Here is a 26,952-nt window from a genome sequence, read left to right on the forward strand (position 1 = left end):
GCTGCTCGTATTGACGTGTTCGTCGGCTCGGAGACAGTGTACGCGTAGTTCGATACGACGTACTCAACGAGTAAGGCGATCATGCATTCCAGCGCACCTCCATCGCCGCGAACCGCCGGCGACTTCGCGCAGCTGTCCCGCCGCATCCGCGGCCTGGGCCTGCGAACTGGCGGGCCGGCTGGCCGGAAACCTCGCGATCGGCATCAGCTACGGCTGGTGGACGAACAAGCACACCCGCCACCACGCGAATCGGAACCACACGCAACTCGATCCCGACGTCGCCCCGGACATCCTGGTCTGGTCGAAGGATCAGGCCATGGCCAGCCGCTGGCTGCCTCGCTTGATCGGGAAGTGGCAGGCATTCCTGTTCTTCCCGTTGCTCACGCTCGAGGGCTGGAACCTGCACGCACCAGGGCCTGTGGGGGATCTACCTGGGGTCGATCTTCGCGCCCAACCACAAGGGAATGCCCGTGCTCAGCGGTGACCAGCGGCCGGACTTCCTGCGCAGGCAGGTGCTGACCTCCCGGAACGTGCGCGGCGGCCGGCTCGTGGACACCGTGCTCGGTGGGCTGAACCACCAGATCGAGCACCACCTCTTCCCGAGCATGCCCTCGCCGAACCTGCGCCGGGCGGCGCCGGTGGTGCGGCAGTACTGCGCCGAGATCGGCGTCTCCTACCACGAAACGAGCCTGGTGGATTCCTACCGGCAGGCCCTGCGCCACCTCCACGACGCCGGCGCCCCGTTGCGCGCCGGCGAATGACTCGGGAGAGGAGAACACGGTGCCCGCACTCACCGTTGCCGAAGAAGTCGTCCTGATCGCCCTCGACGAGGACACCGGCGGAGGCAGAACCCGCCTGGGCCTCGACTGGGCAGTGGCCGGCGCGGCCATCGCCGAACTGGCCCTCACCCAGAGGATCACCGTCGGCGCCGGCGACGTCATCACCGTGGCGGACGCGACTCCGACCGGGTCCGGACACCTGGACGCCGTGCTCGCCGAGGTGGGAGGCGGGGTGAAGGTCTCGACACTGTTGCGCCGCACACGCACCGGGGCACCCGGCCGCGCCATCGGCGCCCTCGTCGAACGCGGTGTGCTCCACCGGAAACGAACCCGCCTGCTCGGCATCATCCCGGCACACCGCTACCCGGCACGGGACACCTCTACCAGGGCCGAGATCCGCACCAGGCTCGCCGAGACCGTCCTCGATGGACACGAACCGAGTGAGCGCACCGCGGCGCTGGTCGGCGTGCTGCACGCCGCGACGTTGTGGCGTCGGGCGCTCCCCACGGGCGAACGCAGGCACGTCCGAAAGCGTATGGACGAGATCGCGGCAGGCCAGTCCGTCAGTCCCGCGGTGCGCAAGGCCGTCGCCCGGACGCGCGGCGCCATCGCCGCGATGGCCGCCTCGGGCTGAACCGACCGAACAGACAGACAGGAGCGACACGATGGTGACCGAGATCGACACCGACTACCTCGTGATCGGCGCGGGCGCGACCGCGATGGCGTTCGTCGACACGCTGCTGACCGAGTCGCGGGCGACCGTGACCATGGTCGACCGCTACCACCAGCCCGGCGGGCACTGGACCGTCGCCTACCCCTTCGTACGGCTGCACCAGCCGTCGGCCATGTACGGCGTGAACTCCCGCCCGCTCGGCGACGACCGGGTCGACCGGACGGGCTGGAACGCCGGGATGTACGAACTGGCGGGCGCCGCCGAGATCTGCAGCTACTTCGACCAGGTGATGCGGCAGACGTTCCTGCCGACCGGGCGGGTCTCCTACTTCCCGATGGCCGAGTACCGGGGTGGCGGACGGTTCCACCTGACGACCTCGGGCACGCAGTACCGGGTGACCGTGCGGCGCAGGATCGTGGACACCACCTACCAGGGCGTGACGGTGCCCGCGATGCAGCCGCCGGAGTTCCCGGTCGCCGACGGGATCCCCGTCGTGCCGCCGAACGAGCTGCCCGACGTTCGCGAGCCCTACGACCGCTACGTCGTCGTCGGCGCGGGCAAGACCGGGATCGACGCCTGTCTCTGGCTGCTGGAGCAGGGCGTCGACCCTGCGGACCTGACCTGGATCATGCCCCGCGCACCGTGGCTCATCGACCGGGCGACGGTGCAGCCGATGCCGCTGCGCCGCGCCGAGGACATCGCGTCGGAGTACGCCGCGAAGCACGACGCGATCATGGGCGCCGAGTCGGTACGCGACCTCTTCGACCGGCTCGACGTCGCCGGTGCGCTGCTGAGGATCTCCCCGGACGAGCGGCCGACGGCGTTCCGCTGCGCCACCGTCTCGCGGGCCGAGCTGGAACAGCTGCGCAGGATCACCGACGTCGTCCGCCTCGGCCGGGTCAAGCGGGTCGACGCGACGGCCGTCGAGCTCGACGGCGGCACGCTCCCGACCGGCCCCCGCGTCCTGCACGTGGACTGCACCGCCGACGCCGTGAAGCAGCTGCCCGTCGTGCCGATCTTCCAGGACGGGCTGATCACCCTGCAGCCGGTCCGCGCGTGCCAGCCGGTGTTCAGCGCCGCGCTCGTCGCGCACGTGGAGGCGACCCGTCCCGACGACACCGTGCGCAACGAGCTCTGCCCGGTCACACCCAACCCGAGCACCGACGTCGACTGGCTCCGGTTCACCCTCTCGGCGAACGCGGAACAGCTGCGCTGGGCGGCGAACCCGGACATCGACACCTGGCTGCGCGCCTCACGCCTGCACCCGGACGTCGCCCCGCCGATGCCGGACGACCCGGCCGAACGGGCGGTCGTCGAGCAGCAGACCACGGCCATGGCCCGCGCCCAGAACGCGAAGCTCGAGGAGCTCCTGCACGCACACGACGGTCGCTGACCCCACCGCGGTCCGCACCACCCGAACACAGAGAGGAGACACCCGATGAACTGGATCAGGAACCGGCGGTGGAACAGGGCGCCCTGGACGCTCGCACTGCTGACCACGGCGTGCGCGGAGCTCACCTTCACCGCGATCGCGGTGCCGTTCACATGGCTGCTCGTACCGCTGCTGATGGTGATGTACGGCGCCGGGGTCCTCGTGCTCCGCGAGGCGACCGTGCGGGTCGGCGGTGGCTGGCTGAGCCTCGCGCTACTGGGCGTGGCCTACCAGCTCGCGGAGGACGGCCTGGGCCTGCAAGCCCTGACCAGCCCCCGGATGTACGGCGCCGCCGACTGGGGATTCCGGGCGCTCGGCCTGAACTGGACCTACTGGGAGTCGCAGATCGGCGTGCACGTCGTGCTCAGCGTCCTGGTACCGATCACCATCACCAACCTCCTGTTCCCGGCACAGCGGGCCCGGCCCTACCTGAGCAACCGGGGCCTGGCCGGCGCGGGCGCCCTCGCGGTCCTGGGGGTGTTCGGGCTCCACTACCTGATCTCCGCGACCCAGGACCCCGGCTACCAGACCCCCTGGGGCTTCACGATGCTGTTCCTCGCGCTCATCGCCGGGCTCGGCGTGGTCGCACTGGTGGTCGTCCCGCGCCGCGACGTCACCGGACGCGTTCGAGGGGCCCGGCGCGCACCCGGCCCGGCCGTGGTCGGAGTCGTGGCCGGGTACCTGACCATGGCATTCCTCACCACACTGCTCCCGCTCGGCCTCGGCTCCACGATGCTGCTCGGCGACCTGATGTCCCCCGTCCAACGCCTGATCATCGCGGTGATGACCGCCGTTCCGTTCGGCTGGCTGGTGCTGCGCTGGCAGGCGGCACCCAACTGGACCGACCCGCACCGGATCTGGCTCCTAGGCGGGATCCTTGTGTCCCACACCGCATTCATGCTGCCCGCGTCGCTGACCGCCGCGCTCGTCGGTTCGGCGGCGATCGTCGCGCAGGTGTACCTGCTGACCCGTCTCGCAAAGCACCTCCGACAGGTCGATCTGCAAGATTCGCGCACCCGGTAGGGCAAGCAGTACCGGAACCAGCGTCGAACCCGCTGGCGCACGCTGCCGGTCGGCCGCGGTCACATGCAGCTGACCGCAGCTGCGGCACCGGGGCGAGTCAGAGCGTCGCGTCCTCGTCGCCCGCTCGGTCCGGATCCCGAGCAGGACGCTGTTCGCGATCAGCGGGTAGAGCGTCGTGCTCGATTGCCGATGCAGTGTGTCGTAGCTGGGATACGTACTGCCCGAGCAGCTCCGGGCGGTAACGAAACTCGGGGACGCCGAGAGAGACGGCGAACCGGGCGTGGTCGCCATCGCCGCTCGTGGCCACCCCGAGCGCGACGAAGCCGGACGCGGTCTCGGCGACGTTGGTGCCGAAGCCCCTGCTGCGCACCTCTTCCAGTGTCCTGCGCAGGCTGCGGGGGTCCGCGACGAGGCGTGACCCGCTGTAGAGATCGACCACGTCTTCGTCGCTCATCGTCGCGAGCATGGCCCGGCCGCCGGACACCATGTGGGCGGGAAGGACCAGACCGGTCCGATCCCCGACGCGGACTGCCTGCCCGGACTCGACGGTGGCGAGGAAGTGCACGTCCCGGCCGCGCAGGACCTGAAGGAACGCCGTCTCGTCGGTGTCGTCGACCAGCGTCCTCAACGCCGGAAGGGCGAGCAGTCGAAACTGCTCCAGCGGGTCGTGGGCGGTGTTGTGTACCGCCAAGCGGTGACCCGCCCGGTAGGCGCGGGTCACCCCCTGCTCCGCGAAGTCGCGGTACACCAGCGCGCTGAGGAGCCGGTGGGCGCTGGAGCGGCCGATGCCCAGAAGTCCGGCGACCTCGCCGACCCGCAGCGTGGCTCCGGTCTGCAGCGTCGTCAACACCTGCAGCGCGTGATCGACCGACTTCAGCGGATAGCTCGGTGCCCGGCCCATTCCCGCTCCTCCTCACCGCACCCGTCGTCGCAGATCAGAGCGTAGTCGTTCTGCCATCCGGAACAGCTCACCGCGGCGGACCCCGGCAGAAGACCGTAGTCGGAGTTCATGACCGAGCTCGGTGACGGAGGAGACATGCATCTGCCGCACGCGATGGGCGCAGGCCAGGAGACGGTCGTGCTGCCGGCCGAGTCCGTCCCGGTCTCCCGCACGGTGGACGTCGCCGTCGCGGGCGGCGGCCCGGCCGGATTCTGCGCGGCAGTGGCCGCGGCACGGGCCGGTGCCCGGACGGTGCTCGTCGAGAAGGCCCCCTTCCTCGGCGGAACCGCGACCGGCGCGATGGTGGCCAGCTTCATGGGCTTCTACTGGCGGGACCGACTCGTCGGCGGGGGCATCGGACACGAGATCACCGAACGGCTGGTCGCCGCGGGCGGGGCGACCGGGTTCACCCCCTACGTTCTCGCCGAGGCGAGCGAGAACCCGGTCGCGGTGCGGACGTTCCCGTTCGATCCGGAGGTGCTCAAGTTCGTCCTGGACGAGATGGCCTCCGAGAGCGGGGTCGAGGTAGCGCTGCACACCCAGGCGGTCGACCCCCTCGTCCACGGCACGACGGTCCTGGGGCTGGTCACCCAGGACCTCTACTCGCGCACGGCAGTCCGGGCGCGCGTGGTCGTCGACGCCACCGCCGACGCGGTGCTCTGCCGCCGGGCCGGCTGCGCCACCGAGAACCAGGTCGAACGGAGGCGGGACCGGCAGCCGATGACGATGATGGCCCGCCTCTCGAACGTCGACGTGCCGGGTTTCCGGGCCCTCCCGCGTGTCGAGAAGCGCCGGTTGGCCCTCGAGGGCATGCAGTCCGGTGCGCTGAACCAGCAGCTGCTGTCACTCGTGGGTTCCCCTGCCGGGACGGACGCCTTCATCCTCATGACGCGAGTCAGTGGGCTGGACGGCTCCGACAGCCGGGACCTGACCGCCGCCGAGCGTCGCGGACGCGAGCAGGTGCGCGGGGTTGTCGAGTTCCTGCGTCAGTCGGTCCCGGGGTTCGAGGGCTGCCACCTCGCGGCCGTCGCGCCGTGGATCGGAGTGCGGGAGACCTGGCGCATCCGGGGCGAGTTCCTCCTGAGCGAGGACGACGTCCTTCAGGGCCGCCAGTTCGACGACGCCGTCGCCCAGGGCGGCGGCCCGCTGGACGTCCACGACACGACCGGCAGTGGGCTACTCCTCGTCGAGCCGCCCGCACCGTTTTCCATCCCGTACCGGTGCCTGGTACCGCGCGGGTTCGACGGGGTGCTCGTGGCCGGGCGGTGCCTGTCCGCGACCGGACGGGCGATGGGCGCCACCCGGCACATGGGCACCGCGATGGCGACCGGGCAGGCGGCGGGCACCGCGGCGGCGATCGCCGTCGCCGAGTCCGTCGAGCCCCGGGACGTCCCGACCGACCGCCTCCGCACGGCGCTGCGCGAGGCGGGCGCCGTCGTCGACTCCCCGCTGCTCGGCAGCACGGCCTGACCACCGCGGCGTCCCAGCCGGAACGGTTCATCCTCCTGTAGCCCAGCTCATCGAAGGCGGTCACCGGTGACCACACCCGCATCCACCCAACTCCCCACGGCGAGCTCCCGTTCGCGACGGCGGGCCGTCGCCGCGAACCTCATCGGCACCGTTCTCGAGTGGTACGACTTCTACGTCTTCGGGACGGCGACCGCACTGGCGTTCGCTCCGCTGTTCTTCCCCTCCGAGAGCCCCCTCGCCGGCACACTGGCGGCCTTCGCCACCTACGCGATCGGTTTCGTGTTCCGTCCGGTGGCGGGCATGGTGATCGCCCGCTGGGGCGACACGGTCGGGCGCAAGCAGCTGCTGGTGTTCTGCCTCGTCCTCATGGGCGTCGCGACCGCCGCCATCGGGCTGCTCCCGACCTACGCCGAGATCGGCGTGATCGCCCCGATCCTGCTGGTGTTCCTGCGCCTGTTGCAGAGCCTCGGTGCCGGGGCGGAGTACGGCACGGCGGTCACCATGACCTCCGAGTTCTCCGCCCCCGGTCGGCGCGGGCTGTTCGCGACCGTGCCCGCGCTCGGGGTCTCCCTGGGAGTGATGCTCGGCACCGGTGTGTTCGGCCTGCTGTCGCTGCTGCCGCGCGCCGACTTCCTCATCTGGGGCTGGCGCCTGCCCTTCCTGTTCGGCTTCTGTCTCGTGTTCGTCGGCCTCTACCTGCGGCTGCGGGTCGACGAGTCACCGGAGTTCGCGGAGCTGAAGCGGACCGGCACGGTGACGAGGAACCCGATCCGCGAGCTGCTCCGCGGCAGCCGGAAGAACCTGGCGCTGGCGTCACTGGCCCGGTCGACGGAGGCGGTGTGCGCCCAACTGTTCAACGTCTTCGCGATCTCGTACTGCACGCAGCAGCTGGACATGGATGCCGGGCCGGCGCTGACCGGCGTCCTGCTCGGGAACGCCGTCGGTCTCGCCGTCATCCCCCTCACCGGGCAGCTGGCCGACCGCGTCGGCAGGCGACCGGTGTTCCTGTTCGGCCTGCTGTTCACGGCCGCGTTCGTGTTCCCGTTCTTCTGGCTGCTCGAGACCCGTGAGCCGCTGCTCGTCGTCGTCGCGCTGACGCTCGCCTACGGCCTCGGGCTCAAGATCGTCCTCGCGGTCGCCGGTGCCTACCTCGCCGAGATGTTCGAGCCTCGGATCCGCAACACGGGCGTCAACGTCGCTCGTTCGATCTCCGATCCGTTGGGTGGCTTCACACCGCTGATCGCCACCGCGCTGGTCGCCGCATCCGGCTCGTTCTGGCCGGTGGCGGCTCTCGTACTGCTGCTCGCGCTGGCTTCGACCGGAGCAGTGCTGGCCAGCCCCGAGACACGAGAGCCTGCCGACCGGTCGGGAGGGGGATCGTGAGCGCCGGTCGGACTCCCGAACCGGCCGTCGACGGCTACGGGATCGGCGGTCACCGGATCCTGGTCGTCGGTTCCGGTCACGGCATCGGTGCAGGTGTCACCGAGCTGCTGCTCGCGTCGGGGGCGTTGGTGGTCGGCAGCGACCTCCCCGGCGTCCCCGCGAGCCGGCCCGGAACGGCGGCATGGCTCGACGTGGACCTCGCCGACCCCGCGAGCGTGCCCGCGATGGTCACGGCTGCGGTGCAGGTACTCGGAGGCATCGACGCGGTCGTGAACTGCGTCGGTGTCCTGGGCGACCCCTCGCCGGCGGCCGACGAAACGGTCGACCACTTCGAGCGGCTCGTGCGCGTCAACCTCATCGGGGCGTTCGTCCTGTCGCAGGCCGTTCTGTCGGTCATGGTGGACGGAGGTTACGGACGGCTCGTCCACGTCGCCTCCCAGGCGGGCAAGGACGGCAACCCCGCCATGACGGGGTACTCCGCCTCCAAGGCAGGGCTCATCGGAATGGTCAAGGCCCTCGGGAAAGAGTTCGCGCTCAGTGGGGTGACCGTCAACGCGGTGGCTCCGACCATGATCAGAACAGCACTGGTCGACGGCATCCCCGACGACCAGTTCGCCGCCCTGCGGACTCTCATCCCGATGGGTCGGCTCGGAACGGTCGAGGAGGTCGCCGCCCTTGTGCGGTGGGTCGTCTCCCCGGCGGCGTCGTTCACCACCGGATTCACCTACGACCTGTCGGGCGGTCGTGCGAACTACTGAGCCGGACACGCGGGACGTGCCGATCGACGAAGGAGGCGTGGGTATGACGGGATGGGACGACGAGGTCGACCTCCTCGTCCTCGGGGCAGGTGGCGCGGGGCTCACCGCAGCGCTGGTCGCCGCGTCGGAGGGGCTGTCGGCGCTCGTCCTGGAGAAGTCCCCGTGGGTGGGCGGAACCACGGCCCGCTCGGCCGGCACGGTGTGGGTTCCCGGACACCGGCACACCGAGGACGGCACGGCCGACGTCGCTGCGGCGCGTCGCTACCTGGACGAGCTGGTCGGCGACCACGGCCGGTCGGACCTGCGCGAGTCCTACCTGACCCACGCTCCCGCAGCGGTGGAACACCTGGAGCGGCTGGGTGTTCGGTTCCGGCATGCCGTAAGTGCGGTCGACTACCACCCGAACGTCCCCGGTGCCGGTGTCGGGCGGGCGCTGGAGCCGTGCCCGTTCGACGGGCGGCGGCTCGGTCGAGCCGCGTTCGGCCGGGTGCGCGCTCCGCTACCCGAGTTCGCGCTGCTCGGCGGCTCCCTCATGCTCCGCCGGGCCGAGGCCGAACGGCTACTGACTCCGTTCCCTGCCGGAGCGCTCGGTGCGATGCGGACCGCGGCGCGGCTCGGTGCCCGATGGGTGGCCGACCGGGGGCGGGGCTATCCCCGTGGCACCCGGCTGACGCTGGGCAACGCCCTGGTCGCCGCCCTGTACGAACGGCTGCTCGCGGCGTCGGTGCCGGTGTGGTTCACCGCCCGTGCCGACGAGCTGGTGGTCGACGCCGGGGGACGGGTCTCCGGTGTACGGGCCGTCCGGCGCGGGCGCGCGGTCCGGATCCGCGCTCGGCGAGGTGTCGTCCTGGCGTGCGGCGGTTTCGCTGCGAGCCAGCGGCTCCGAGCCGAACTCTGCCCCGACCCGACCCCTCAGTTCAGTCCCGCGGTGCCCGAGACGACGGGCGAGTCGCTGGCTCTCGCCCGGTCCGCCGGTGGCTCCCTCGGGGACCACGACACCGATAACGCGATGTGGTTTCCCAGCTCCGTCGGTCGGCGGCGCGACGGGAGCACGGCGGTCCACCCGCACATCTGGGATCGAGCCCGTCCCGGACTGGTGGCCGTGGCCCGGGACGGGCGACGCTTCGTCGACGAGTCCGTCTCCTACCACCGCTTCGTGCGGGCCATGTACTCCGCGTCGCGGGCGCAGGCTCCAGCCATCCCCGCTTGGCTGGTCACCGACGCCCCAGGTCTACGCCGGTACGGACTCGGCCTGGTCCGTCCGTACCTGCCCGTGATCGGCCTCCGCCGCCACTTGGACGAGGGGTATCTCGTCGTCGGGTCGACGGCGCGCGCGCTCGCGACGCGAATAGGTGTTGATCCGGACGGGCTGGACGACACCCTCGCGACGGTCGGCCGGGCCGGGGGCGGTGGCCAGACGGGTGTCACGCACGGTGCGATCCGTACGCCGCCGTTCTACGCGGTCGCCGTCGTGCCCACCCCGCTGTCGACGACCTACGGGGTCCGGACGGACCACGCGGGTCGTGTAATCACCGAGTCGGGTAGGCCGGTGCCCGGCCTCTACGCCTGCGGGGACGACGCCCGCTCGTTCACGGCGTCGGAGTACCCGGGCCCGGGCTGCCGGATCGGGGCCGCGGTGACGTTCGCGTACCTCGTCGCCCGCGACGCCGCTCGCAACGAGCATGGGGCCGACGAGACGGACGGCCCTCCAGGGACCGAGGCAGGCGGACGGGACAGGTCGTGGGGATAGGGAAGGTCGGACGACGGACGGTCCTGGGGAGCGCGCTGGCGAGCGCCGGTGCGCTGGCGGCAGGTCGGCTCGTGCCCGGGGCACGCGAGACGGTGTTCGTGCTCGTGCACGGAGCCTGGAACAGTGGCGCCGCCTGGACGGAGGTGGTGACCGAGCTCGAGTCGGGCGGATGCCGTGCGCTGGCCGTCGATCTGCCGGGCGCGGGCCCGCACGCGCGGTTCCCGACCTCGTACCTGCGGGAGGGGCAGGCGGGGCTCGACACCGAGGTCTCCCCGCTGCGGGACCTGACCGTTGAGGAGACCGCCGACGCCGTCCTGGCAGTGCTGCGCAGGATCCGAAGTCACGGATGCCGACGGATCGTCGTGGTGGCACACAGTCTCGGCGGGATCACCGCGACCCGGGCCGCCGAGAAGGCCCCCCACCTGATCGACGAGCTCGTCTACGTCGCCGCGCTCGTCCCGACGAGGCTGGGATCGGCCGCCGCATACCTGCGGCTGCCCGAGGCGGGCCCGCGCTACCCGGATCTCTACATCGGCGATCCAACGGCCATCGGGGCGACCCGGCTCAACCCGCGCAGCACCGACGAGCGGTACCGCGCGAGACTGCACGAGGTGTTCTACGGCGACGTCGACGAGCACCGCTTCCTCGCATACGCCACGTCTCTGGTCCCCGACAACCCCACCGGTATGGCCACGGCCGTGGTCGCGGCCACCGCGCAGCGGTGGGGCGCGATTCCCCGCACCTACGTACAGACGGAACGGGACCGGGTCGTCAGCCCGGCGCTGCAACGCATGATGATCGACGACGCCGACCGGCTCACCCCGGGCAATTCCTTTCGGGTTGCGCGGATCGACACGAGCCACTCTCCCTTCGCCTCGCGTCCCCGAGAGCTCGCAGGGCTGATAGCGCGATAGCCATCGACGTCCGGCGTCGCGCCGCGCCCGCACGGATCGGCGAGGTCGATCAGCACGTCGGCGAGCATCCGTCCGGTCGACTCCGCTCGCTGACCACGGCCCGCACAGATTCTCATCGTGAGATCCCTTCCCCCCGGCGTCCGTCCATGCGTTCGGATGGTCCAGGACCCCGACGAAGGAGGTACCGCGTGAAGGCCGTGCGGGTGCACGCGTATCAGGAAGACCCGAAGCTCGACGACATCCCCGAACCGACGATCCAGGGGCCGCTCGACGTCATCGTCAAGATCGGCGGCGCCGGTGTGTGCCGCACCGACCTGCACATCGTCAACGGTGACTGGAAGGACATCCAGAACCCGGACCTGCCGTACGTGATCGGTCACGAGAACGCGGGCTGGGTGCACGAGGTCGGCGAGGGGGTCACCAACGTCAAGGTCGGCGACACCGTGATCCTGCACCCGCAGCCGTCCTGCGGCCTGTGCACGATGTGCCGCTACGGCCGGGACATGCAGTGCACCGGCGACGCGTTCTTCCCCGGCCTGTCGAACAACGACGGCGGCATGGCGGAGTACCTGCGGACCACGGCGCGGGCCTGCGTGAAGCTGAACCCGGGCACGAACCCGGCCGATGTGGCCGCGCTGGCCGACGCCGGCATCACCGCGTACCACGCGGTGCGCAAGTCGGTGCCGTTCCTCTACCCGGGCACGACGGCCGTCGTGCAGGGCGCGGGCGGGCTGGGCCACATCGGCATCCAGTCGCTCGCCGCGCTGACCGCCACCAAGATCATCGTGGTGGACAAGAACCCGGACGCGCTCGAGCTGGCCAAGCAGATCGGCGCGGACGAGACCGTCGTGGCCGACGGGAACCACGTCGCCGCGGTGCAGGATCTCACCGGTGGCGGCGCGACCGTCGTGTTCGACTTCGTCGCCGAGCAGGGCGCCGAGCTCGACGCGTGGCAGATGACCGGCCCGGCCGGCTACCAGTTCATGCTCGGCTACGGCGGCGAGTTCACGGCCCCCACGCTGGATTTCGTGGCGGGCGAGAAGAACGTGATCGGCAACATCGTCGGCACCTACAACGACCTCGCCGAGCTGATGGTCCTGGCCCAGGCGGGGAAGGTCACGCTGCACACCAAGCAGTACCCGCTCGACTCGGCGCTGGACGCCCTGCACGACCTGGACGCGGGCAAGGTCCGCGGCCGGGCGATCCTCGTTCCCTGACGCTTCGGCGGGTGTCGTCGCACCCGCCGCACGAGAGCTCCTACCCACCACCAGGCGGCACGGCCGTCGCAGCAGGAGGATTCGCATGTCGTACGAGAAGGATGGCGAGAAGTACTTCGTCGTGGACTCCCACGTCCATTTCTGGGACGCGTCCCGGGAGAACTGGGTCGAGGGCGCCGAGCAGTACGCCAAGGGCTGGATCGACTGCTTCTACGGCTACCACCAGCTCGGGCCGCCGGAGACCCACTGGGACTGGGAGCACTACCTGAAGGTCTCGCCCGAGGACTTCGAGCGCGACATGTTCACCGAGGGCCACGTCGACCACGCCATCTTCCAGTCGACCTACTTGAAGGCCTGGTACAAGAACGGTTTCAACACGGCCGACCAGAACGCCGCGCTGCTGGAGCGCTTCGGCGACCGGCTGATCGTCAACGGCCGTTTCGACCCCCGTGAGGGCGACGCCGGACTCAGGCAGCTCGAGGCCGACATGGCCAAGTACCACCACAAGGGTGTGAAGCTCTACACCGCGGAGTGGAACGGCGACTCCCGCGGTTACAAGCTGACCGACCCGGAGGCGTACCGCTTCCTGCAGGCGGCCCAGGACCTGGGCGTCAAGAACGTGCACGTGCACAAGGGCCCGACGATCTGGCCGCTGGACAAGGACGCGTTCGACGTCGCCGACGTCGACCACGCGGCCACCGACTTCCAGGGCCTGAACTTCATCGTCGAGCACGTCGGCCTGCCGCGTATCGAGGACTTCTGCTTCATGGCGGTGCAGGAGCCCAACGTCTACGCCGGCCTGTCGGTCGTCGTCGGCGGCCTGATGCACGCCCGCCCGAAGTTCTTCGCCAAGGTCATGGGCGAGCTGTTGTTCTGGGTCGGTGAGGACAAGATGCTCTTCGGCGGCGACTACAACATCTGGACACCGAAGTGGCAGGTCGAGGGCCTGGTCGACTGGCAGATGCCCGACGACGACCAGTTCGCCGACTACCCGCGCCTGACCACCGCGTCGAAGAAGAAGATCCTCGGCCTGAACGCCGCCCGCCTCTACGACATCCCGGTCCCGGCCGAGATGCAGCTCTCCGACGAGGCGGTGGCTCAGGCATGACGGCCGGGCCTGCGCTCGACGCCGACCGCGGCACAGTCGACCGGCAGGCCGTGTGGTCCGCACTGGGGACGGTGCTCGATCCCGAACTGGACGAGCCGATCACCGACCTCGACTTCGTCGAGACGTGCACCGTCACCCCCGAGCCCGACCCTGACAGTGACACCGGCGGTGATGCCGGTGGTGTTGCCGGTGGTGTCGCCGTCACGGTCGGGCTCCGGCTGCCGACGTTCTTCTGCGCCCCGAACTTCTCGTTCCTGATGGTCGCCGACGCCTACGACGCGGTGATGGCGATCCCGGGAGTGAACAGGGCGTCCGTGACGTTGGCCGACCACTCCGCCTCCGAGGAGATCAACGGGGGCGTCGCCGCACACGCCGGGTTCGTCAAGTCCTTCGAGGGCTCGGTCAACGGCGAGGCCGCGGCCGAGCTCGACGAGCTACGGCGCACGTTCCTGTCCAAGGCCGCGATGGCCGGCCAGGACCGGGTGGCCCAACCCCTGGTCGACGCCGGCGCCGGACCGGACGAGCTGGCCGCGATGACCCTCGGCGAGCTGGCCGGCACCGACGCCGACACCGCGGAACTGGGCCGGATGCGCACACGCCGCGAGGCCATCGGTCTCCCGGCCGGCGACGACGCCCCACTGCTGTTGCACCCCGACGGGAGCCGGGTCACCACCGAACAGGTGCCGCTGCACCTGCGCCGGGCCCGGCTGCAGCGCGTCGGGATCGAGACCAACGGCGAGTACTGCAAGTCCCTGCTGAAGATCCGCTACGCACCCGAGGCGGCGAACCACTAGCCGCACTCCCGAACGAACGGCACCTTCGAGCAACGTGACTGCTCGAAGGTGCCGTTCGTTCGCAGAGGGGGGTGGGCACTCCACCGACGTGGACGCCTGTCGGCTCACGCGATGCTGAGGCCGTACTCGCGGATCTTCCGGTAGATCGTCGCGCGGGACATCCCCAGCTGGCGGGCCGCAGACACCTTGTCGCCACTGGCGTCGTTGAGCGCCGTGGCGATCGCGTCGCACTCGATGGCTTCCAGCGGCGTCAGCACCCGCCGCGTGGTGAGGCGGCATTCGATCGGAAGGTCATCGACGTCGACGACGCCCGATCTGCGCCGGGAGAGCAGCTTGAGCACGACCTGACGCAACTGACGCACGTTCTCCGGCCAGTGGTTGCGCTTGAGGTTCCGGACCGCAGCCGGGGTGAACGAGAGGTTCGTGCCGTGTCCGAGCATGCCGAGCAGGTGGGGGATGAGCTCGTCCAGGTCCTCGATGTGGTGCCGCAACGGAGGCACGGCGACGCTCACCGTCAGTAGTTCCATCACCACGCCGAGATCGACGTCGTGCCCGTCCGAGGGCGTGAATGTCGCGATCACGGTCGGCCGACCTGGATCGTGCGACTCACGGTGTGGCTCCAGCAGATCAACGAGCGCGCTCACACCGGCCGAGTCGAGCGACTCGAGATGGCGGAGGACGACCGTGGTGTGGTCGCCGTTCATTCCCTCGTCGACCCTGTCGTGCCAGTCCACCTCCTCTGCCAGGTCCACCACGACGAGCGGCGAGGTGGGCCTGCGCAGTCGATGCGCGGCGACGGCGAGCGCCGTCTTCCCGGCTCCGGACTCACCCTCCAGCATCATCCAGCTGTCCTCGCCGATGTGCCGGTCGATCGCGGCGGTGCACCGCCCCCACAGGGGTGCGGAGCCGACGACCCCGAATCGCGCATAGGGCGCCACGACCCCCGACGACGGCGGTCTGGTCGTGCCGTCGGTGATCATTCGTGCCTTCAGGATCCCGCGGGCGCCACCGCCCGCGGCCGGCAGGCAGTGGACGCGAGCGGTCGCGCCGCTCGGGAGGTCCACCATGACGCGTCGCTGGGTCCCCGCCTCGAGAACCGGCTGGGCACCGGCGAGAAGGGCGGCGTGGTCGCCGGCCGAGAACTGCGTGCGCGCCTGCTCGTTCATCATCAGCAGGTTGTCGTCGACGGCGAACACGGCGCCCTGTGCCTCGTCGCAGACCGTCAGGTACCTGCGCGCCAGGCTGAGCTGCCGTGAGTTCGTCTCCTCCCACAGAACGCCGGTGACCCGGCGAGCCATGTTGGTGACTGCGTGCGTCATGAACCGGTTCGCGTCGGCCCCCCAGCACGTCAGATCCACGACACCGAGCACAGCGCCGCTCTGGGGATGTTTGATCGGATAGCCGGCGCAGGCCAGCCGCACCAGGCCCTCCGCGTAGTGCTCGTGCCCGAAGACCCGGATCGGTTCCCCGTCCTCGAGAGCGGTTCCGATGCCGTTGGTCCCGACGAACTGCTCCGCGTAGCTGAAACCGGGGACGAGGCCGACCGTGTCGAGATACCGGGTCAACGACGAGTCGCCGGAACGGCGTTCGAGGATGACCCCCTGGGCGTCACAGAGGATGACGCTCGTCGGTTCGTTGGCGAGTTGCTCGGCCATGTCCTCGATGATCGGCCGGGCCGCGCGAGCGAGTATCGAGTCCGGATCGACATCGGCGACCGTGCCCTGCTCGACCCGGTCGACATCGATGTGCCGCTCCCGGGCGCGCTGCCACGACGCCGCGATCGGCGCCCGCACGCGACTCTGATCGATGACGTTCCGACCGAAGAACGCCGACCGCGCCCGGGCCGCGTCACGGGTACCCGCGTCGTCGATGCGCACGGCGGGCGCCTGCACCGTCCGGTCCGAGCCGTTGTCGGCCGTGTCCCACTCCTGCACAGATCACCGAGTCCTTTCGTCTCGCCCGGCCGGCCACACCCGGTGTACGGAGGGGGTCGTGGCGGCCTCGGCCAAGTTAAGCCCGGGACCGTCGACGCGTTCTTCTCAGGATGAGACGTGACCCCCGACACGGCGGACCGTGAGTTGGGATCGATATCGCGAGCCGGGCGCAACGCGGTTCCCGCGCCAGCCGTGGCCCGGCTCGTGACGGCCGTGAGGTACGCCTCGGCCCGATTCCACCACTGTGAGGAGACGTTGTGAGTCGTCAGAGCTTGGCGAAGGCTCACCAGAAGATCCAGGAGCTTTCCTGGGAGCCGCAGTACCACGAGCCGTACATGAAGTACGGAACCGACTACACCTTCCGTAAGGCGGCGAAGAAGGACCCCCTGAAGCAGGTGCTCAGGTCCTACTTCCCGATGGAGGAGGAGAAGGACCACCGCGTCTACGGCGCCCAGGACGGCGCGATCCGCGGGAACATGTTCCGGCAGGTCCAGGAGCGCTGGCTGGAGTGGCAGAAGCTGTTCCTGTCCATCATCCCGCTCCCGGAGATCTCGGCCGCGCGGGCGATGCCGATGCTGTTCCAGGCCGTGCCGAACCCGGAGCTGCACAACGGCCAGGCGATTCAGATGATCGACGAGGTGCGTCACTCGACGATCCAGCAGAACCTGAAGCGCCTGTACATGAACAACTACATCGACCCGGCGGGCTTCAACAACTCGCTGCGCAGTTTCCACTCGGACTACTGCGGCACGATCGGCCGTCAGTTCGCCGAGGGCTTCATCACCGGTGACGCGATCACGGCCGCGTCGATCTATCTGACCGTGCTGGCCGAGACGGCGTTCACGAACACGCTGTTCGTGGCCATGCCGGCCGAGGCCGCGGCCAACGGTGACTACCTGCTGCCGACGGTGTTCCACTCGGTGCAGTCCGACGAGTCGCGGCACATCTCGAACGGCTACGCCACGCTTCTGATGGCGCTGTCGGACGAGGACAACCGGCCGCTGCTCGAGCGTGACCTGCGCTACGCGTGGTGGAACAACCACCGCGTGGTGGACGCCGCCATCGGTACGTTCATCGAGTACGGCACGAAGGACCGTCGTAAGGACCGCGAGTCCTACGCGGAGATGTGGCGTCGCTGGATCTACGACGACTACTACCGTGCCTACCTGGTGCCGCTCGAGAAGTACGGCCTGGTCATCCCCCACGACCTCGTCGAGGAGTCGTGGAAGCAGATCTGGGAGAAGGGCTACGTCCACGAGGTCGCGCAGTTCTTCGCCACCGGTTGGCTCGCCAACTACTGGCGCATCGACGGCATGACCGACGAGGACTTCGAGTGGTTCGAGTACAAGTACCCGGGCTGGTACGACAAGTACGGCAAGTGGTGGGAGAACTACAACCGTCTGGCGAAGCCGAACGGGCACAACCCGATCGTCGCCGAGGACGTGGACTACGTCTACCCGGCGCGTTGCTGGACGTGCATGGTCCCGTGTCTGGTGCGTGAGGACATGGTCGTGGACTACGTCGACGGCCAGCACCGCACGTACTGCCACGAGATGTGCCGCTGGACCGACGCCGAGGCGTTCCGGCCCACGTACCAGGGTCGCGAGACCCCGAACATGGGCAAGCTGGTCGGTAAGCGTGAGTGGGAGACGCTGTACCACGGCTGGAACTGGGCCGACGTGGTCCAGGACATGGGCTTCGTCCGCGACGACGGCAAGACCATGACCGCTCAGCCGCACCTCGATCTCGACCCGAAGAAGATGTGGACGCTGGACCACATGCGGCGGCTCGCTCCGCTGCAGAGCCCTAACGTCCTCTTTAACGAGATGGACGACGCCGGTCGCGCCGCCTTCGTCGCGGACTACAACAAGCAGGGGCCGGCCGGACGTCCGGCGCCGGCGAACTGAACGCCTGAGCGCGGGTCAGGCGAGGGGGAGGTGCCGGCGGACCACACTTCCGGCGGCACCTTCCCTGCCGATCCGCCGGTTGTCCTCAGCCCTGTCTGACGACACCCAGCAGCGTCTGCGCCGAACACCCGGGTCGTCCCCGAGCCGGTCCGGCGACGGCGCGCATCAGCACCCGGGCACCGGACGAGATCAGCCATCGTCTCGCCGGTGCCCGGGAACCCGGACGACGCCACGAGGAGAAGACGATGGGCGAGAAGCACACCGTTCGGTTCGAGCCGGTCGGGATCGAGATCGAGGTCGACGAGGACCAGAACATCCTCCGCGCTGCAGCCGAGCAGGGTGTGCAGCTCATGCACGGGTGCAAGGAAGGCCAGTGCGCGGCGTGCAAGTCCTTCGTGCTGGAGGGCGAGGACATCGAGTACGACTCCTACTCGACGTTCGCGCTGCCGGACTACGAGAGGGAGGAGGGTTCGACCCTCCTCTGCAGGGCGCACGCCTACGAGGACCTGACGATCGAGCTCCTCAACTTCGACGAGGAGGTCATCCGGTCGGGCCTGCCCCTGACGAAGGGCACGGTCGAGGTCGTCTCGAACGAGCCGGTCACGCACGACATGCGCCATCTCGTGGTGAAGATGGTCGACCCGGTCGAGATCAAGTTCTTCCCGGGTCAGTACATGGACTTCACGGTTCCGGGTACCGACGAGAGCCGTTCGTTCTCGATGGCCAACACGCCGAACCGTGAGGGGCTCCTGGAGTTCGTCATCCGGATCTATCCCGACGGTCTGTTCTCCCAGTTCCTCGCCGAACGTCTCTCCGTGGGGGATCGGCTCGAGGTGGAGGCACCGTTCGGGACCTGCACGTTGCGCGAGAACCGCACCAGCGACCTGATCTTCGTCGGCGGCGGGGCTGGCCTGTCCCCGATCCTGTCCCTGCTCCGCTCGCTCGCCGAACGGGGCGTGGAGCGGAAGTCGACGTTCTACTACGGAGCCCGTACCGCGGATGACCTCTGTTTCGAGAAGGAGATCACCGAGCTCGGCGAGAGGCTGCCGAGCGATTTCAGCTATGTCCCAGCTCTGTCCGAACCCGGCGATGCCACATGGACAGGGCGGACCGGACTGATCACCGAGGTCGTCCGGGCCGAGGAGACAGATCTGAAGGGAGCAGATGCCTATGTCTGCGGTCCGCCGCCGATGGTCGACGCGGCGATCGCGACGCTGACGCAACTTGGAGTGAAGGAAGACAACATCTTCTTCGACAAGTTCACCACCACCGCCGAGCAAGCAGAGGACGGTCAGTGACCACAACGCAGTCGGACACGTCGGACAGCAAGACCCAGCGGAGCGTCCCCAAGCCCCAGTTCACCGATGCGGAGGCCGGGGCACGGGACTTCCCCGATTCCGGCCCCGCAGCCCGCCGATACAACTACTACCGGCCGGCCAAGCGTAAGCAGACGCATTACGAGGACGTCACCGTAGAGGTCCAGCCGGATCCGCGGCACTACCTCGCTCAGGGCTGGATCTACGGCTTCGGGGACGGATCCGCCGGTTACCCGCTCGACTGGACGAAGCTCAAGGCGTGGGGCGTCGACGACCCGGCACCCGAGCGGGGTATCGGCACCGGCGGTCTGCCGAAGAACTTCGAGTGGCCGGCGCACGGCTGGCACGAGTTCCGCGACCCGAACGAAGAATGGGAGATGACCTTCTACCGGTACAACGCGAACGTTGTCCGGCAGGTCCAGCAGAACATCGAGAACGCCCGCAACGCGAAGGCGTTCGACAACTGGACGTCGAACTGGAAGCAGTTCGTCGAACGTAACGTCGGCGCCTGGATGCACGTCGAGCACGGTCTCGGCCTCTACGTTTTCGCAGCGGTCCAGCGGTCCGGTCCGACGAACATGCACAACACGGCGTTCGCGGTGAACAGCATGCACAAGATCCGGTTCGCGCAGGACCTCGCGCTGTACAACCTGACGCTGACCGAGGAGATCGACGGCTTCGACGGCACCGCTCACCTGCCGGCGTGGAACGAGGACGCCGAGTGGCAGGGCGTGCGCAAGGTCGCCGAGGCGCTGACCGCGGTCGACGACGACTGGGGCGAGTCGGTGTTCGCCACGAACGTCGTGTTCGAGCCGCTGATCGGTGAGCTGTTCCGGTCCAACCTGGTCATGCAGGCCGCGGCCGGCAACGGTGACTTCGTCACCCCGACCGTGATGGGTGCCGCCGAGTACGACTACGCCCAGCGCGACCTGCGCTGGACGCAGGCCTGTTTCGGCCCGCTCACGCAGGATCGGGAGTTCGCCGACCACAACAAGCAGCTGATGCAGGGCTGGCTCTCGCACTGGGTCCCGCAGTGCCTCGAGGCGGCCCGGACGCTGCAGCCCATCTGGTCGCTGCCGGACGCGAAGCCCCCGCGCTTCGAGGACAGCCTCGACCGGGCCAAGAGCCGGTTCGCCGGAATCATCAACGACCTCGGACTCGAGACCCCGAAGGAGCTTTCCCAGTGACCCAGCAGTTCACGACCGCCGAGAGCCCGTTCAAGGCCGACAACAGCGCCTCGGGCAAGGCCGGCGTCACGCTGATGAACAACCAGGTCGGCGCCGTTGTCGCCGAGGTCATGAGCCGGCAGGAGAACGTGGAGGTATCCCACCTGCCGTCGATGATCCGGGTGGACTGTGTCGGCCGGATGGACTTCGTGTACTCGGAGATCTGCGAGGCGTTGGGCGAGGACGACGACTTCTACGACGCGGCCGAGTTCGAGGAGAACATGTCGACGCACTACGGGAAGATGGTCCACATGGATGACCGGACGATCATGTTCGGTGATCTGGAGGAGGCCGCCGAGTTCATCGGCGACATGCTGCCTCCCAAGGTGTCCTGACGAACCGTCACCCGACCTGTCGGGTCGCCGACCGTGACAGCGCACCGGTCGGCGACCCGATGTGATTCCGAACGACCGCCTCTTGCCTCGGCGGTGATGTACACCCGCGCAGCATCCCAGGAGGGCCATCGTGGCCAAGGAACTCAAGTTCGGGCAGGAAGCCCGGGACCGGCTGACCGCCGGTGTCGATCAACTGGCCGAGGCGGTGAAGTCCACCCTGGGTCCGAAGGGTCGCAACGTCGTTCTGGAGAAGATCACCGGGACCCCGGAGGTCACCAATGACGGTGTGACGATCGCGCGGGAGATCTTCCTGCGTGACCAGTTCGAGAACATGGGCGCGCAGATCCTCAAGGAAGCCGCTGTCAAGACGAACGATGTGGTCGGTGACGGTACGACCACGGCGACGGTGCTCGCTCAGGCGATCGTGCACCAGGGTATGCGGGCGATCACCTCGGGCGGGAACCCGGTGTTGGTCAAGCGCGGCATCGACGTCGCGGTTGCCCGGGTCGTGGAGCATCTGGCGACCGTCGCGCACCCGGTGGATGATGTGGAGTCGTTGTCGCGGGTCGCTGCGATCTCGGCCAACGACGACGAGTCGATCGGGCGGGTGGTGGCGCAGACGCTGCACACCGTGGGCGACGACGGTGTGATCACCGTCGATGATGCGCCGGTGCTCGGGTTGTCGGTCAACTTCGTCGAGGACTTCGAGTTCGACAACGGCTACGTGTCGCCGTACCTGGTCACCGACCCGGGCTCGATGATGGCGGTCCTCGACGACCCGTACCTGTTGTTCTCCGCCGAGAAGATCAACGATGTCCGGTTGTTGATGCCGGTGCTCGAGAAGATCATGCGTGACCCGAAGCCCCTCGTGATCGTGGCCGAGAAGGTCGAGGGCACGGCCCTGCAGATGCTGGTGCACAACCACGTGAACGGGCACCTCAAGGTCACCGCGATCCAGGCGCCTGGCTTCGGGGAGAAGCGCGTCCACATGCTCGAGGACATGGCGGCCCTGTGTGGGGGCAAGGTCCATTCCAAGGCGTCGTCGTTCTCGCTGGACCAGATGACCGTCGAGCATCTCGGGCGGGCCACCCAGGTCCGCGCCACGAACGAGCACACCGCGATCATCGGCGGGCTCGGCGACACGGCCGCCCGCGACCAGCGGGTGCAGCAGCTGCGCGCGGAGATGGAGCGCGCGAGCATCGGCACCGACGAGGACTGGCTCAACGACCGGATCGCCCGCCTGTCCGGCAAGGCGGCGATCCTGCAGGTCGGGGCGCCGACGAACGCCGAGCTCAAGGAGATCCGGCACCGGGTCGACGACTCGTTGCAGGCGACCCGCGCGGCGATGGCGGAGGGCATCGTCGCCGGCGGTGGTGCGGCGCTGCTGCACGCGGAGGGCGCGCTCGACTCGCTGGACGTCACGGGCGACTACCGGACGGGCGTGGAGATCGTGCGGGCCGCGCTGGGCGAGCCGGCCAGCCTGATCGCGTCGAACGCGGGCTATGACGGCTCGGACGCCGTCAAGCAGGTCCGTGACATGGGCGTCGACGAAGGGTTCGACGCGCTCGAGGGCCGCTTCGGGAACATGGTCGAGATGGGGATCATCGACCCGCTGCGCGTGGTGCGCCAGGCGCTGCAGAACGGCGCGTCGGTGGCCGGTCTGATCCTGACCACGAACTCGCTCGTGGCCGAGGAACAGACACCGTGGAACAAGGCACTGATGACCGAGTACGGCGAACTCGACGAAGGAATCCCCCAACCCAGCCCCGACTCCAGCACGCCGCAGTCGCTCGGACTCGGCCCATCGATGGGCTGATCGACATGGTCCAGGCGCCTCCACGGTGGCGATGCGAGCGCTCGGACTTCCCGAAGGGGCCCTGGGCGGGCAGCGCGACATGCGCGCTCGGGGCCCCTTACGTTGCGTGCCCGGCGCGGCCGGCGCTACACGGTCGGTCAGCGAAGGAAGCGGTCCTCCGCGCCGACGGGGATCGCGGTGCGGCTCTCCATCTCCAGCGCCGCGGCCGCGTAGGCGCGGACGTGCCTGCTCATCCGGCGTACGGCGGCGTCCGGATCGTTGTCGCGGATCGCGCGGGTCACCGAGCGGTGCGCGCGCACCGTGATCGCGCGGACCTCGTCGTCGACGAAGCCTTCGTTGTTCGTCGCCGTGTAGATCGCGCGGGACAGCGCGAGCATCACGCCGGTGAGGATCTCGTTGTGGCTGGCGGTGGCGACCCCGACGTGCCAGTCCACGTTGGCCTGCAGGAACTCGTCCAGTCCATCCGCCTCGGCGATCCGGGAGTTCGCTGCCTCGAGTCGGTCGAGGTCCTCCGAGGTGCGGTGTTCGGCGGCGAGCCGGGCGCAGGACGGCTCGATCGCTTCGCGGGTCTCGTGCACCGAGGCCAGTCGGATCTGGCGGCCCCGGATCAGCAGCTCCAGGGAGTTGGCCACGGACTCCTCGCCAGGCGTGCGGACGAACGCCCCGCCGGCGCGTCCGGCCTTGATCCTGATGAGACCCTGCACCTCCAGGATGCGGAGTGCCTCGCGCACGGTGGTGCGGCTCATCCCGGTCTGGACGACGAGCTCGCGCTCCGGTGGGAGCGGTGTGCCTTCGACGTACTCGCCGGACAGGATGCGCTCGCGCAGCTCGGTGGCGAGCACGTCGGACGCCTTCGGCACCTCCATGTGGGAGAGCCGGATCTCCGATCGAGCCGGGTCGGCGGCCATGGTGCGCTCCTGTCCGGTCTGAAGGTCGGACCCAAAAGATACCGGGCGTGGCGACGACCGCCCCGCGGCGGCGTCAGAGGGCTGTCAGAGGGCCTGGACGAGGACGGCGCGTATCGCGCGGTTCTCGTCGCACTCGGCCGCGACCAGGTCCCGTCGTTCGTCGGTGACGGCGGACTCCATCGCGTCAGGCTTCCCGGACCGTGTCACGCAGGACGAACTTCTGGACCTTGCCGGTGGCGGTCATCGGCATCTCGTCGACGACGACCACCTTCTCCGGGAGCTTCTGCAGCGCGATGTCGCGGCCCCGCAGGAACGTCGTGATGCCCTCGAGCGTCGGGGTCTCGCCCGGCTTCGGTACGACGACGGCGCAGACCTTCTCGCCGAGCCTCTCGTCCGGGTAGGCGACGACGGCGACCTGCGCGACCGCCGGGTGCGCCGCGACGTACCCCTCGACCTCCGCCGCGCTGATGTTCGTGCCGCCGCGGATGATGATGTCCTTGAGGCGGCCGGACACGCGCAGGTAGCCGTGCTCGTCGGAGCGGCCGAGGTCGCCCGTGTGGTGCCAGCCGTCGCTGTCGATCGTGGCCGCGGTCCGCTCGGGGTCCCGCCAGTACCCGAGGACCCCGCCGGGGCCCCAGTAGCAGATCTCGCCCTCGTCGCCGGTCGGGACCTCGTGCCCGTCGGGGCCGACCAGCTTGATCCGGATACCGTCGAGAGCGGTGGAACCGTCGGAGCCCGCGCGTCGTTCGAGCGGATCGCCCGGATGGCAGCAGGTGCCGGCCATGATCTCGGTGCACCCGTAGAGCGGCATGAGCACACCGCCGTCGAACGCGTCGTGGAACTCGGAGGCCAGCGCGGTGGGGATGGGGGCACCCGCGCAGAGCCAGAACCGCATCGAGGACAGGTCCCGTTCGGCGTCGCGCTGGGCGTCGAGCGCCATCCGCACGAAGGGTGTGGCGGTCGCACTGGCGGTGCAGCGGTACTGCTCGATGCGGCGCAGGCCCTCGCCCGGCTCCCAGACGTCGAGCAGGTGGGTCTCGGAGCCGACGGCCAGTGGCCCGAGCACCCCGACGACGAGCCCGGTGGCGTGCGCGACGGGGGACGGCATGAACATGACGTCGTCGGGGCGGGTCTGGAACACCTCGTGGGCGAGGCCACGTGCGGAGAAGTCCAGCGTGTTCCACGTGTGCACGCAGCCCTTTGCGGTGGACTCGGTGCCGGAGGTGTACACGATGACGTGCGCGTCGTCGGGGCCCGGGAACGCGCCCAGCTCGGCGTCGTCGGTCTCGGTGGTGCAGGCGGCGTCGAAGCTCAGCTCACCGTCTCCGGCCTCGGCGCGGGCGATCACCAGGGTCCCGAGCGCCGGACAGCCGTCCTTCAGCTCGCGGAACATCGCAGCGTGGTCGAACCCGCGGAACTCGCCGGTGGTGATGGCTGCGACGGCACCGGAGTTGCGCAGGACGTGCCCGACCTCGGTCTTGCGGTAGACCGTCATGATCGGGACGAGAACGGCGCCGATCCGGGCGACAGCCAGGTAACCGACGACGAACTCGGCCCAGTTCGGGAGCTGCATCGCCACCCGGTCACCCGGCCGCACTCCGGCTCGCAGCAGCGCGGCGCCGAGACCGCGGGCCCGTTCACGTACGGACGCGTAGTCCAGCTCGACCACCCCGTCGGAGACGAAACGCCGGGTCGGCGTCTCGTCGGCCCAGCGATCCAACAGGGCGGCGGCCGAGCCGCCCTTCCACCAACCTCGTCGACGGAACTCCTCGATCGACGCGTCGTCGTAGCGGTCGTGCACGGACAGGGCGGGGGACTCCGCAGTGACCATCAGCAGCTCCATCGCAGACCTGTGACCGAGGCCACGAGCGTAGCCAGATCAGGTCGAATGCATCAATGGTCAGACCGAAAATTGTCCGGCTCGGCCCGCTCCCGATCGCCCCGTCGCGACCGTGACGAGTCCGACGGTCGCGCAGGCCTGTTCCGAGGGCGCCGCGCCCTCGATCCGCGACGCGGGCGGCACCGCCGTCACCGTCGAGGGCGCGCCCCGGTCGATCGACCACCCGGTCGTGACCGTCGGCTCGGACGCCGGACGGGTCGGATCCTCCCTCGAAGAGGTGTACTCGGGCGCCGAGGGGCATCATCGCGTTCACCAGGACGGCCCGCGAGGTCGCGACGAAGGGGGTCACCGCGAACACCGTGTGCCCCGGCCCGACCGACACCCCCGCGCTCCGGACGTCCGCCGACGACTCCGGCCAGGACGCCGACACGGTGCTCGGCGGGACGACCCGCGCCGTGCCGATGACGCGACTCGCCCACCCCGACGAGGTGGCCGACGCCGTCGCGGTCGTCGCGTCCGACGGCGGCGGCTCCATCACCGGCCAGACCCTGTCGGTCAGCGGCGGGCCGACCGTGTCCCGAGGAGGAGTTCATGACCGATGTGGTGCGGACCGAGGACGCCGGGAGCGGCGTCCTCGTCGCGACGATGGACCGGGCGCCCGCCAACGCGCTGGGCCCGCCGATCATCGAGGGGCTGGAGTCCGCCGTCGACGAGGCCGGCCGCGGCTTCCGCGCGCTCGTGCTGACCTCGGCGATCCCGCGGTTCTTCGTGGCCGGCGCGGACATCAGGTACATGACCGGCATCGACGCGGCCGGGTTCGCGGCCTACGGCGAGCGGCTACGGACGCTGCTGGACCGGATCGCGGGACCCGACCTGGTCACGATCGCCGCCGTCGAGGGCGTCGCGCTCGGCGGCGGGCTGGAGCTGGCGATGGCCGCGACGATGCGGGTGTCCGGTGCGGACGCTGCGTTCGGCCTGCCCGAGGCGAGGCTCGGCCTGATCCCGGGAGCCGGTGGCACGCAACGGCTCCCACGGCTCGTCGGCCGCGGGCGGGCGATCGACATCATGGCGACGGCCCGGCAGGTCCCGGCGGCCGAGGCGCACGCGATCGGGCTCGTCGACCGGCTCGTCGACGCAGGCGGTGCCCGGGATGCCGCCGTCGAGCTGGCTACGCAGCTGGCCGCGGGGTCGCGTCCGGCGCTGGCCGCCGTCGTGCGGACCGTGGACGCCGCGTTCGACCGTCCGCCGGCCGAGGGGATGCGCTACGAGGCCCAGCAGGTCGACGCCCTGTTCTCCGGCGCCGACGCGGCCGAGGGGCTGTCCGCGTTCGTGGAGAAGCGCCCACCGACGTTCGGCTGAACGACCGCGGGGCTCGCCTCCCCGTGTGATCGGCGGGCGCGGAGCGATCCGGCCACTGGTGGCCGTCATC

Annotated in this window: 21 protein-coding genes and 2 pseudogenes; 19 read left to right on the top strand and 4 right to left on the bottom strand. The window is 69.7% G+C overall.

Going from position 1 to position 26,952, the window contains the following annotated elements:
- Positions 1 to 163 precede the first annotated feature (163 nt).
- The 4 genes and pseudogenes from EV378_RS25230 to EV378_RS25245 form a co-directional block, all read left to right on the top strand.
- Positions 164 to 761 (top strand): annotated as a pseudogene (locus EV378_RS25230) (acyl-CoA desaturase); the annotation flags it as partial.
- Positions 762 to 780: 19 nt separating this feature from the next.
- Positions 781 to 1,413: a GOLPH3/VPS74 family protein gene (locus EV378_RS25235; RefSeq protein ID WP_165922475.1), complete on the top strand. Its 633-nt coding sequence runs from the start codon at positions 781 to 783 to the stop codon at positions 1,411 to 1,413.
- A gap of 31 nt (positions 1,414 to 1,444) precedes the next feature.
- Positions 1,445 to 2,845, top strand: a complete 1,401-nt coding sequence (locus EV378_RS25240) for an NAD(P)/FAD-dependent oxidoreductase (RefSeq protein ID WP_132429897.1) — start codon at positions 1,445 to 1,447, stop codon at positions 2,843 to 2,845.
- A 45-nt stretch (positions 2,846 to 2,890) separates the two neighbouring features.
- Positions 2,891 to 3,907, top strand: a complete 1,017-nt coding sequence (locus tag EV378_RS25245) for a hypothetical protein (RefSeq protein ID WP_132429898.1) — start codon at positions 2,891 to 2,893, stop codon at positions 3,905 to 3,907.
- A 97-nt stretch (positions 3,908 to 4,004) separates the two neighbouring features.
- On the opposite strand, the gene EV378_RS25250 is transcribed toward EV378_RS25245, so the two are convergent.
- Positions 4,005 to 4,808 carry an IclR family transcriptional regulator gene (locus tag EV378_RS25250; RefSeq protein ID WP_132429899.1) on the bottom strand — a complete coding sequence of 268 codons (804 nt, stop codon included), beginning with the start codon at positions 4,806 to 4,808 and terminating at the stop codon, positions 4,005 to 4,007.
- A 135-nt stretch (positions 4,809 to 4,943) separates the two neighbouring features.
- Here EV378_RS25250 and EV378_RS25255 point away from each other — a divergent pair, with 135 nt between their 5' ends.
- The 8 genes from EV378_RS25255 (at position 4,944) to EV378_RS25290 (ending at position 14,241) form a co-directional block, all read left to right on the top strand.
- Positions 4,944 to 6,317 (top strand): FAD-dependent oxidoreductase, encoded by a 1,374-nt coding sequence (locus EV378_RS25255; protein ID WP_243653761.1) that lies wholly within the window; start codon positions 4,944 to 4,946, stop codon positions 6,315 to 6,317.
- A 66-nt stretch (positions 6,318 to 6,383) separates the two neighbouring features.
- Positions 6,384 to 7,700, top strand: a complete 1,317-nt coding sequence (locus EV378_RS25260; RefSeq protein WP_132429900.1) for an MFS transporter — start codon at positions 6,384 to 6,386, stop codon at positions 7,698 to 7,700.
- Positions 7,697 to 8,458, top strand: a complete 762-nt coding sequence (locus EV378_RS25265) for an SDR family NAD(P)-dependent oxidoreductase (RefSeq protein ID WP_207908865.1) — start codon at positions 7,697 to 7,699, stop codon at positions 8,456 to 8,458. The genes EV378_RS25260 and EV378_RS25265 overlap by 4 nt, the downstream gene beginning before the upstream one ends.
- 43 nt (positions 8,459 to 8,501) lie before the next feature.
- The gene (locus EV378_RS25270) at positions 8,502 to 10,208 is read left to right on the top strand and encodes an FAD-dependent oxidoreductase (protein ID WP_132429901.1); all 1,707 of its coding nucleotides are present in this window, start codon (positions 8,502 to 8,504) and stop codon (positions 10,206 to 10,208) included.
- Positions 10,199 to 11,122, top strand: coding sequence for an alpha/beta fold hydrolase (locus tag EV378_RS25275; RefSeq protein ID WP_243653762.1), 924 nt, complete (start codon positions 10,199 to 10,201; stop codon positions 11,120 to 11,122). Before EV378_RS25270 ends, EV378_RS25275 begins: the two co-directional genes overlap by 10 nt.
- 188 nt (positions 11,123 to 11,310) lie before the next feature.
- The gene (locus EV378_RS25280; RefSeq protein WP_132429902.1) at positions 11,311 to 12,339 is read left to right on the top strand and encodes an NAD(P)-dependent alcohol dehydrogenase; all 1,029 of its coding nucleotides are present in this window, start codon (positions 11,311 to 11,313) and stop codon (positions 12,337 to 12,339) included.
- A gap of 85 nt (positions 12,340 to 12,424) precedes the next feature.
- Positions 12,425 to 13,447 (top strand): amidohydrolase family protein, encoded by a 1,023-nt coding sequence (locus EV378_RS25285; RefSeq protein ID WP_132429903.1) that lies wholly within the window; start codon positions 12,425 to 12,427, stop codon positions 13,445 to 13,447.
- Positions 13,444 to 14,241, top strand: coding sequence for an iron-sulfur cluster assembly protein (locus EV378_RS25290; protein WP_132429904.1), 798 nt, complete (start codon positions 13,444 to 13,446; stop codon positions 14,239 to 14,241). The genes EV378_RS25285 and EV378_RS25290 overlap by 4 nt, the downstream gene beginning before the upstream one ends.
- A gap of 104 nt (positions 14,242 to 14,345) precedes the next feature.
- Here EV378_RS25290 and EV378_RS25295 read toward each other — a convergent pair whose 3' ends face one another.
- Entirely contained in the window at positions 14,346 to 16,175 is a 1,830-nt protein-coding gene (locus EV378_RS25295; RefSeq protein WP_132429905.1) for a sigma-54-dependent Fis family transcriptional regulator, read from the bottom strand.
- Positions 16,176 to 16,447: 272 nt separating this feature from the next.
- Here EV378_RS25295 and EV378_RS25300 point away from each other — a divergent pair, with 272 nt between their 5' ends.
- The 5 genes from EV378_RS25300 (at position 16,448) to groL (ending at position 22,775) form a co-directional block, all read left to right on the top strand.
- Entirely contained in the window at positions 16,448 to 18,082 is a 1,635-nt protein-coding gene (locus EV378_RS25300) for a ferritin family protein (RefSeq protein WP_165922648.1), read from the top strand.
- 245 nt (positions 18,083 to 18,327) lie between these two features.
- Entirely contained in the window at positions 18,328 to 19,380 is a 1,053-nt protein-coding gene (locus EV378_RS25305; protein WP_132429907.1) for an FAD-binding oxidoreductase, read from the top strand.
- Positions 19,377 to 20,585: an aromatic/alkene monooxygenase hydroxylase subunit beta gene (locus tag EV378_RS25310; RefSeq protein WP_132429908.1), complete on the top strand. Its 1,209-nt coding sequence runs from the start codon at positions 19,377 to 19,379 to the stop codon at positions 20,583 to 20,585. The genes EV378_RS25305 and EV378_RS25310 overlap by 4 nt, the downstream gene beginning before the upstream one ends.
- Positions 20,582 to 20,959, top strand: a complete 378-nt coding sequence (mimD, locus tag EV378_RS25315; RefSeq protein WP_165922476.1) for a propane 2-monooxygenase effector subunit MimD — start codon at positions 20,582 to 20,584, stop codon at positions 20,957 to 20,959. The genes EV378_RS25310 and mimD overlap by 4 nt, the downstream gene beginning before the upstream one ends.
- Before the next feature lie 130 nt (positions 20,960 to 21,089).
- Entirely contained in the window at positions 21,090 to 22,775 is a 1,686-nt protein-coding gene (groL, locus tag EV378_RS25320; RefSeq protein WP_132429909.1) for a chaperonin GroEL, read from the top strand.
- A 137-nt stretch (positions 22,776 to 22,912) separates the two neighbouring features.
- Here groL and EV378_RS25325 read toward each other — a convergent pair whose 3' ends face one another.
- Entirely contained in the window at positions 22,913 to 23,683 is a 771-nt protein-coding gene (locus tag EV378_RS25325) for a FadR/GntR family transcriptional regulator (RefSeq protein WP_207908866.1), read from the bottom strand.
- Between the two features lie 184 nt (positions 23,684 to 23,867).
- Positions 23,868 to 25,514 carry an AMP-binding protein gene (locus EV378_RS25330; protein ID WP_132429910.1) on the bottom strand — a complete coding sequence of 549 codons (1,647 nt, stop codon included), beginning with the start codon at positions 25,512 to 25,514 and terminating at the stop codon, positions 23,868 to 23,870.
- Positions 25,515 to 25,825: 311 nt separating this feature from the next.
- Between EV378_RS25330 and EV378_RS37145 the strand changes: the two are divergent.
- Positions 25,826 to 26,032: pseudogene (locus EV378_RS37145) on the top strand (SDR family oxidoreductase); the annotation flags it as partial.
- A gap of 82 nt (positions 26,033 to 26,114) precedes the next feature.
- Positions 26,115 to 26,882: an enoyl-CoA hydratase/isomerase family protein gene (locus EV378_RS25340; protein ID WP_132429911.1), complete on the top strand. Its 768-nt coding sequence runs from the start codon at positions 26,115 to 26,117 to the stop codon at positions 26,880 to 26,882.
- The last annotated feature ends 70 nt before the right edge of the window (positions 26,883 to 26,952 follow it).

The sequence above is a fragment of the Pseudonocardia endophytica genome (genome assembly GCF_004339565.1).
GTDB lineage: Bacteria > Actinomycetota > Actinomycetes > Mycobacteriales > Pseudonocardiaceae > Pseudonocardia > Pseudonocardia endophytica.

Bases quoted from the DNA above. Each gene is read 5' to 3' on its own strand.
- EV378_RS25340 (WP_132429911.1), top strand. From the start codon at position 26,115: ATGACCGATGTGGTGCGGACCGAGGACGCCGGGAGCGGCGTCCTCGTC.
- EV378_RS25255 (WP_243653761.1), top strand. From the start codon at position 4,944: ATGCATCTGCCGCACGCGATGGGCGCAGGCCAGGAGACGGTCGTGCTG.
- EV378_RS25245 (WP_132429898.1), top strand. From the start codon at position 2,891: ATGAACTGGATCAGGAACCGGCGGTGGAACAGGGCGCCCTGGACGCTC.
- EV378_RS25285 (WP_132429903.1), top strand. From the start codon at position 12,425: ATGTCGTACGAGAAGGATGGCGAGAAGTACTTCGTCGTGGACTCCCAC.
- EV378_RS25290 (WP_132429904.1), top strand. From the start codon at position 13,444: ATGACGGCCGGGCCTGCGCTCGACGCCGACCGCGGCACAGTCGACCGG.
- EV378_RS25270 (WP_132429901.1), top strand. From the start codon at position 8,502: ATGACGGGATGGGACGACGAGGTCGACCTCCTCGTCCTCGGGGCAGGT.
- EV378_RS25240 (WP_132429897.1), top strand. From the start codon at position 1,445: ATGGTGACCGAGATCGACACCGACTACCTCGTGATCGGCGCGGGCGCG.
- EV378_RS25330 (WP_132429910.1), bottom strand. From the start codon at position 25,514: ATGGTCACTGCGGAGTCCCCCGCCCTGTCCGTGCACGACCGCTACGAC.
- EV378_RS25250 (WP_132429899.1), bottom strand. From the start codon at position 4,808: ATGGGCCGGGCACCGAGCTATCCGCTGAAGTCGGTCGATCACGCGCTG.
- EV378_RS25325 (WP_207908866.1), bottom strand. From the start codon at position 23,683: ATGGCCGCCGACCCGGCTCGATCGGAGATCCGGCTCTCCCACATGGAG.
- EV378_RS25305 (WP_132429907.1), top strand. From the start codon at position 18,328: ATGGGCGAGAAGCACACCGTTCGGTTCGAGCCGGTCGGGATCGAGATC.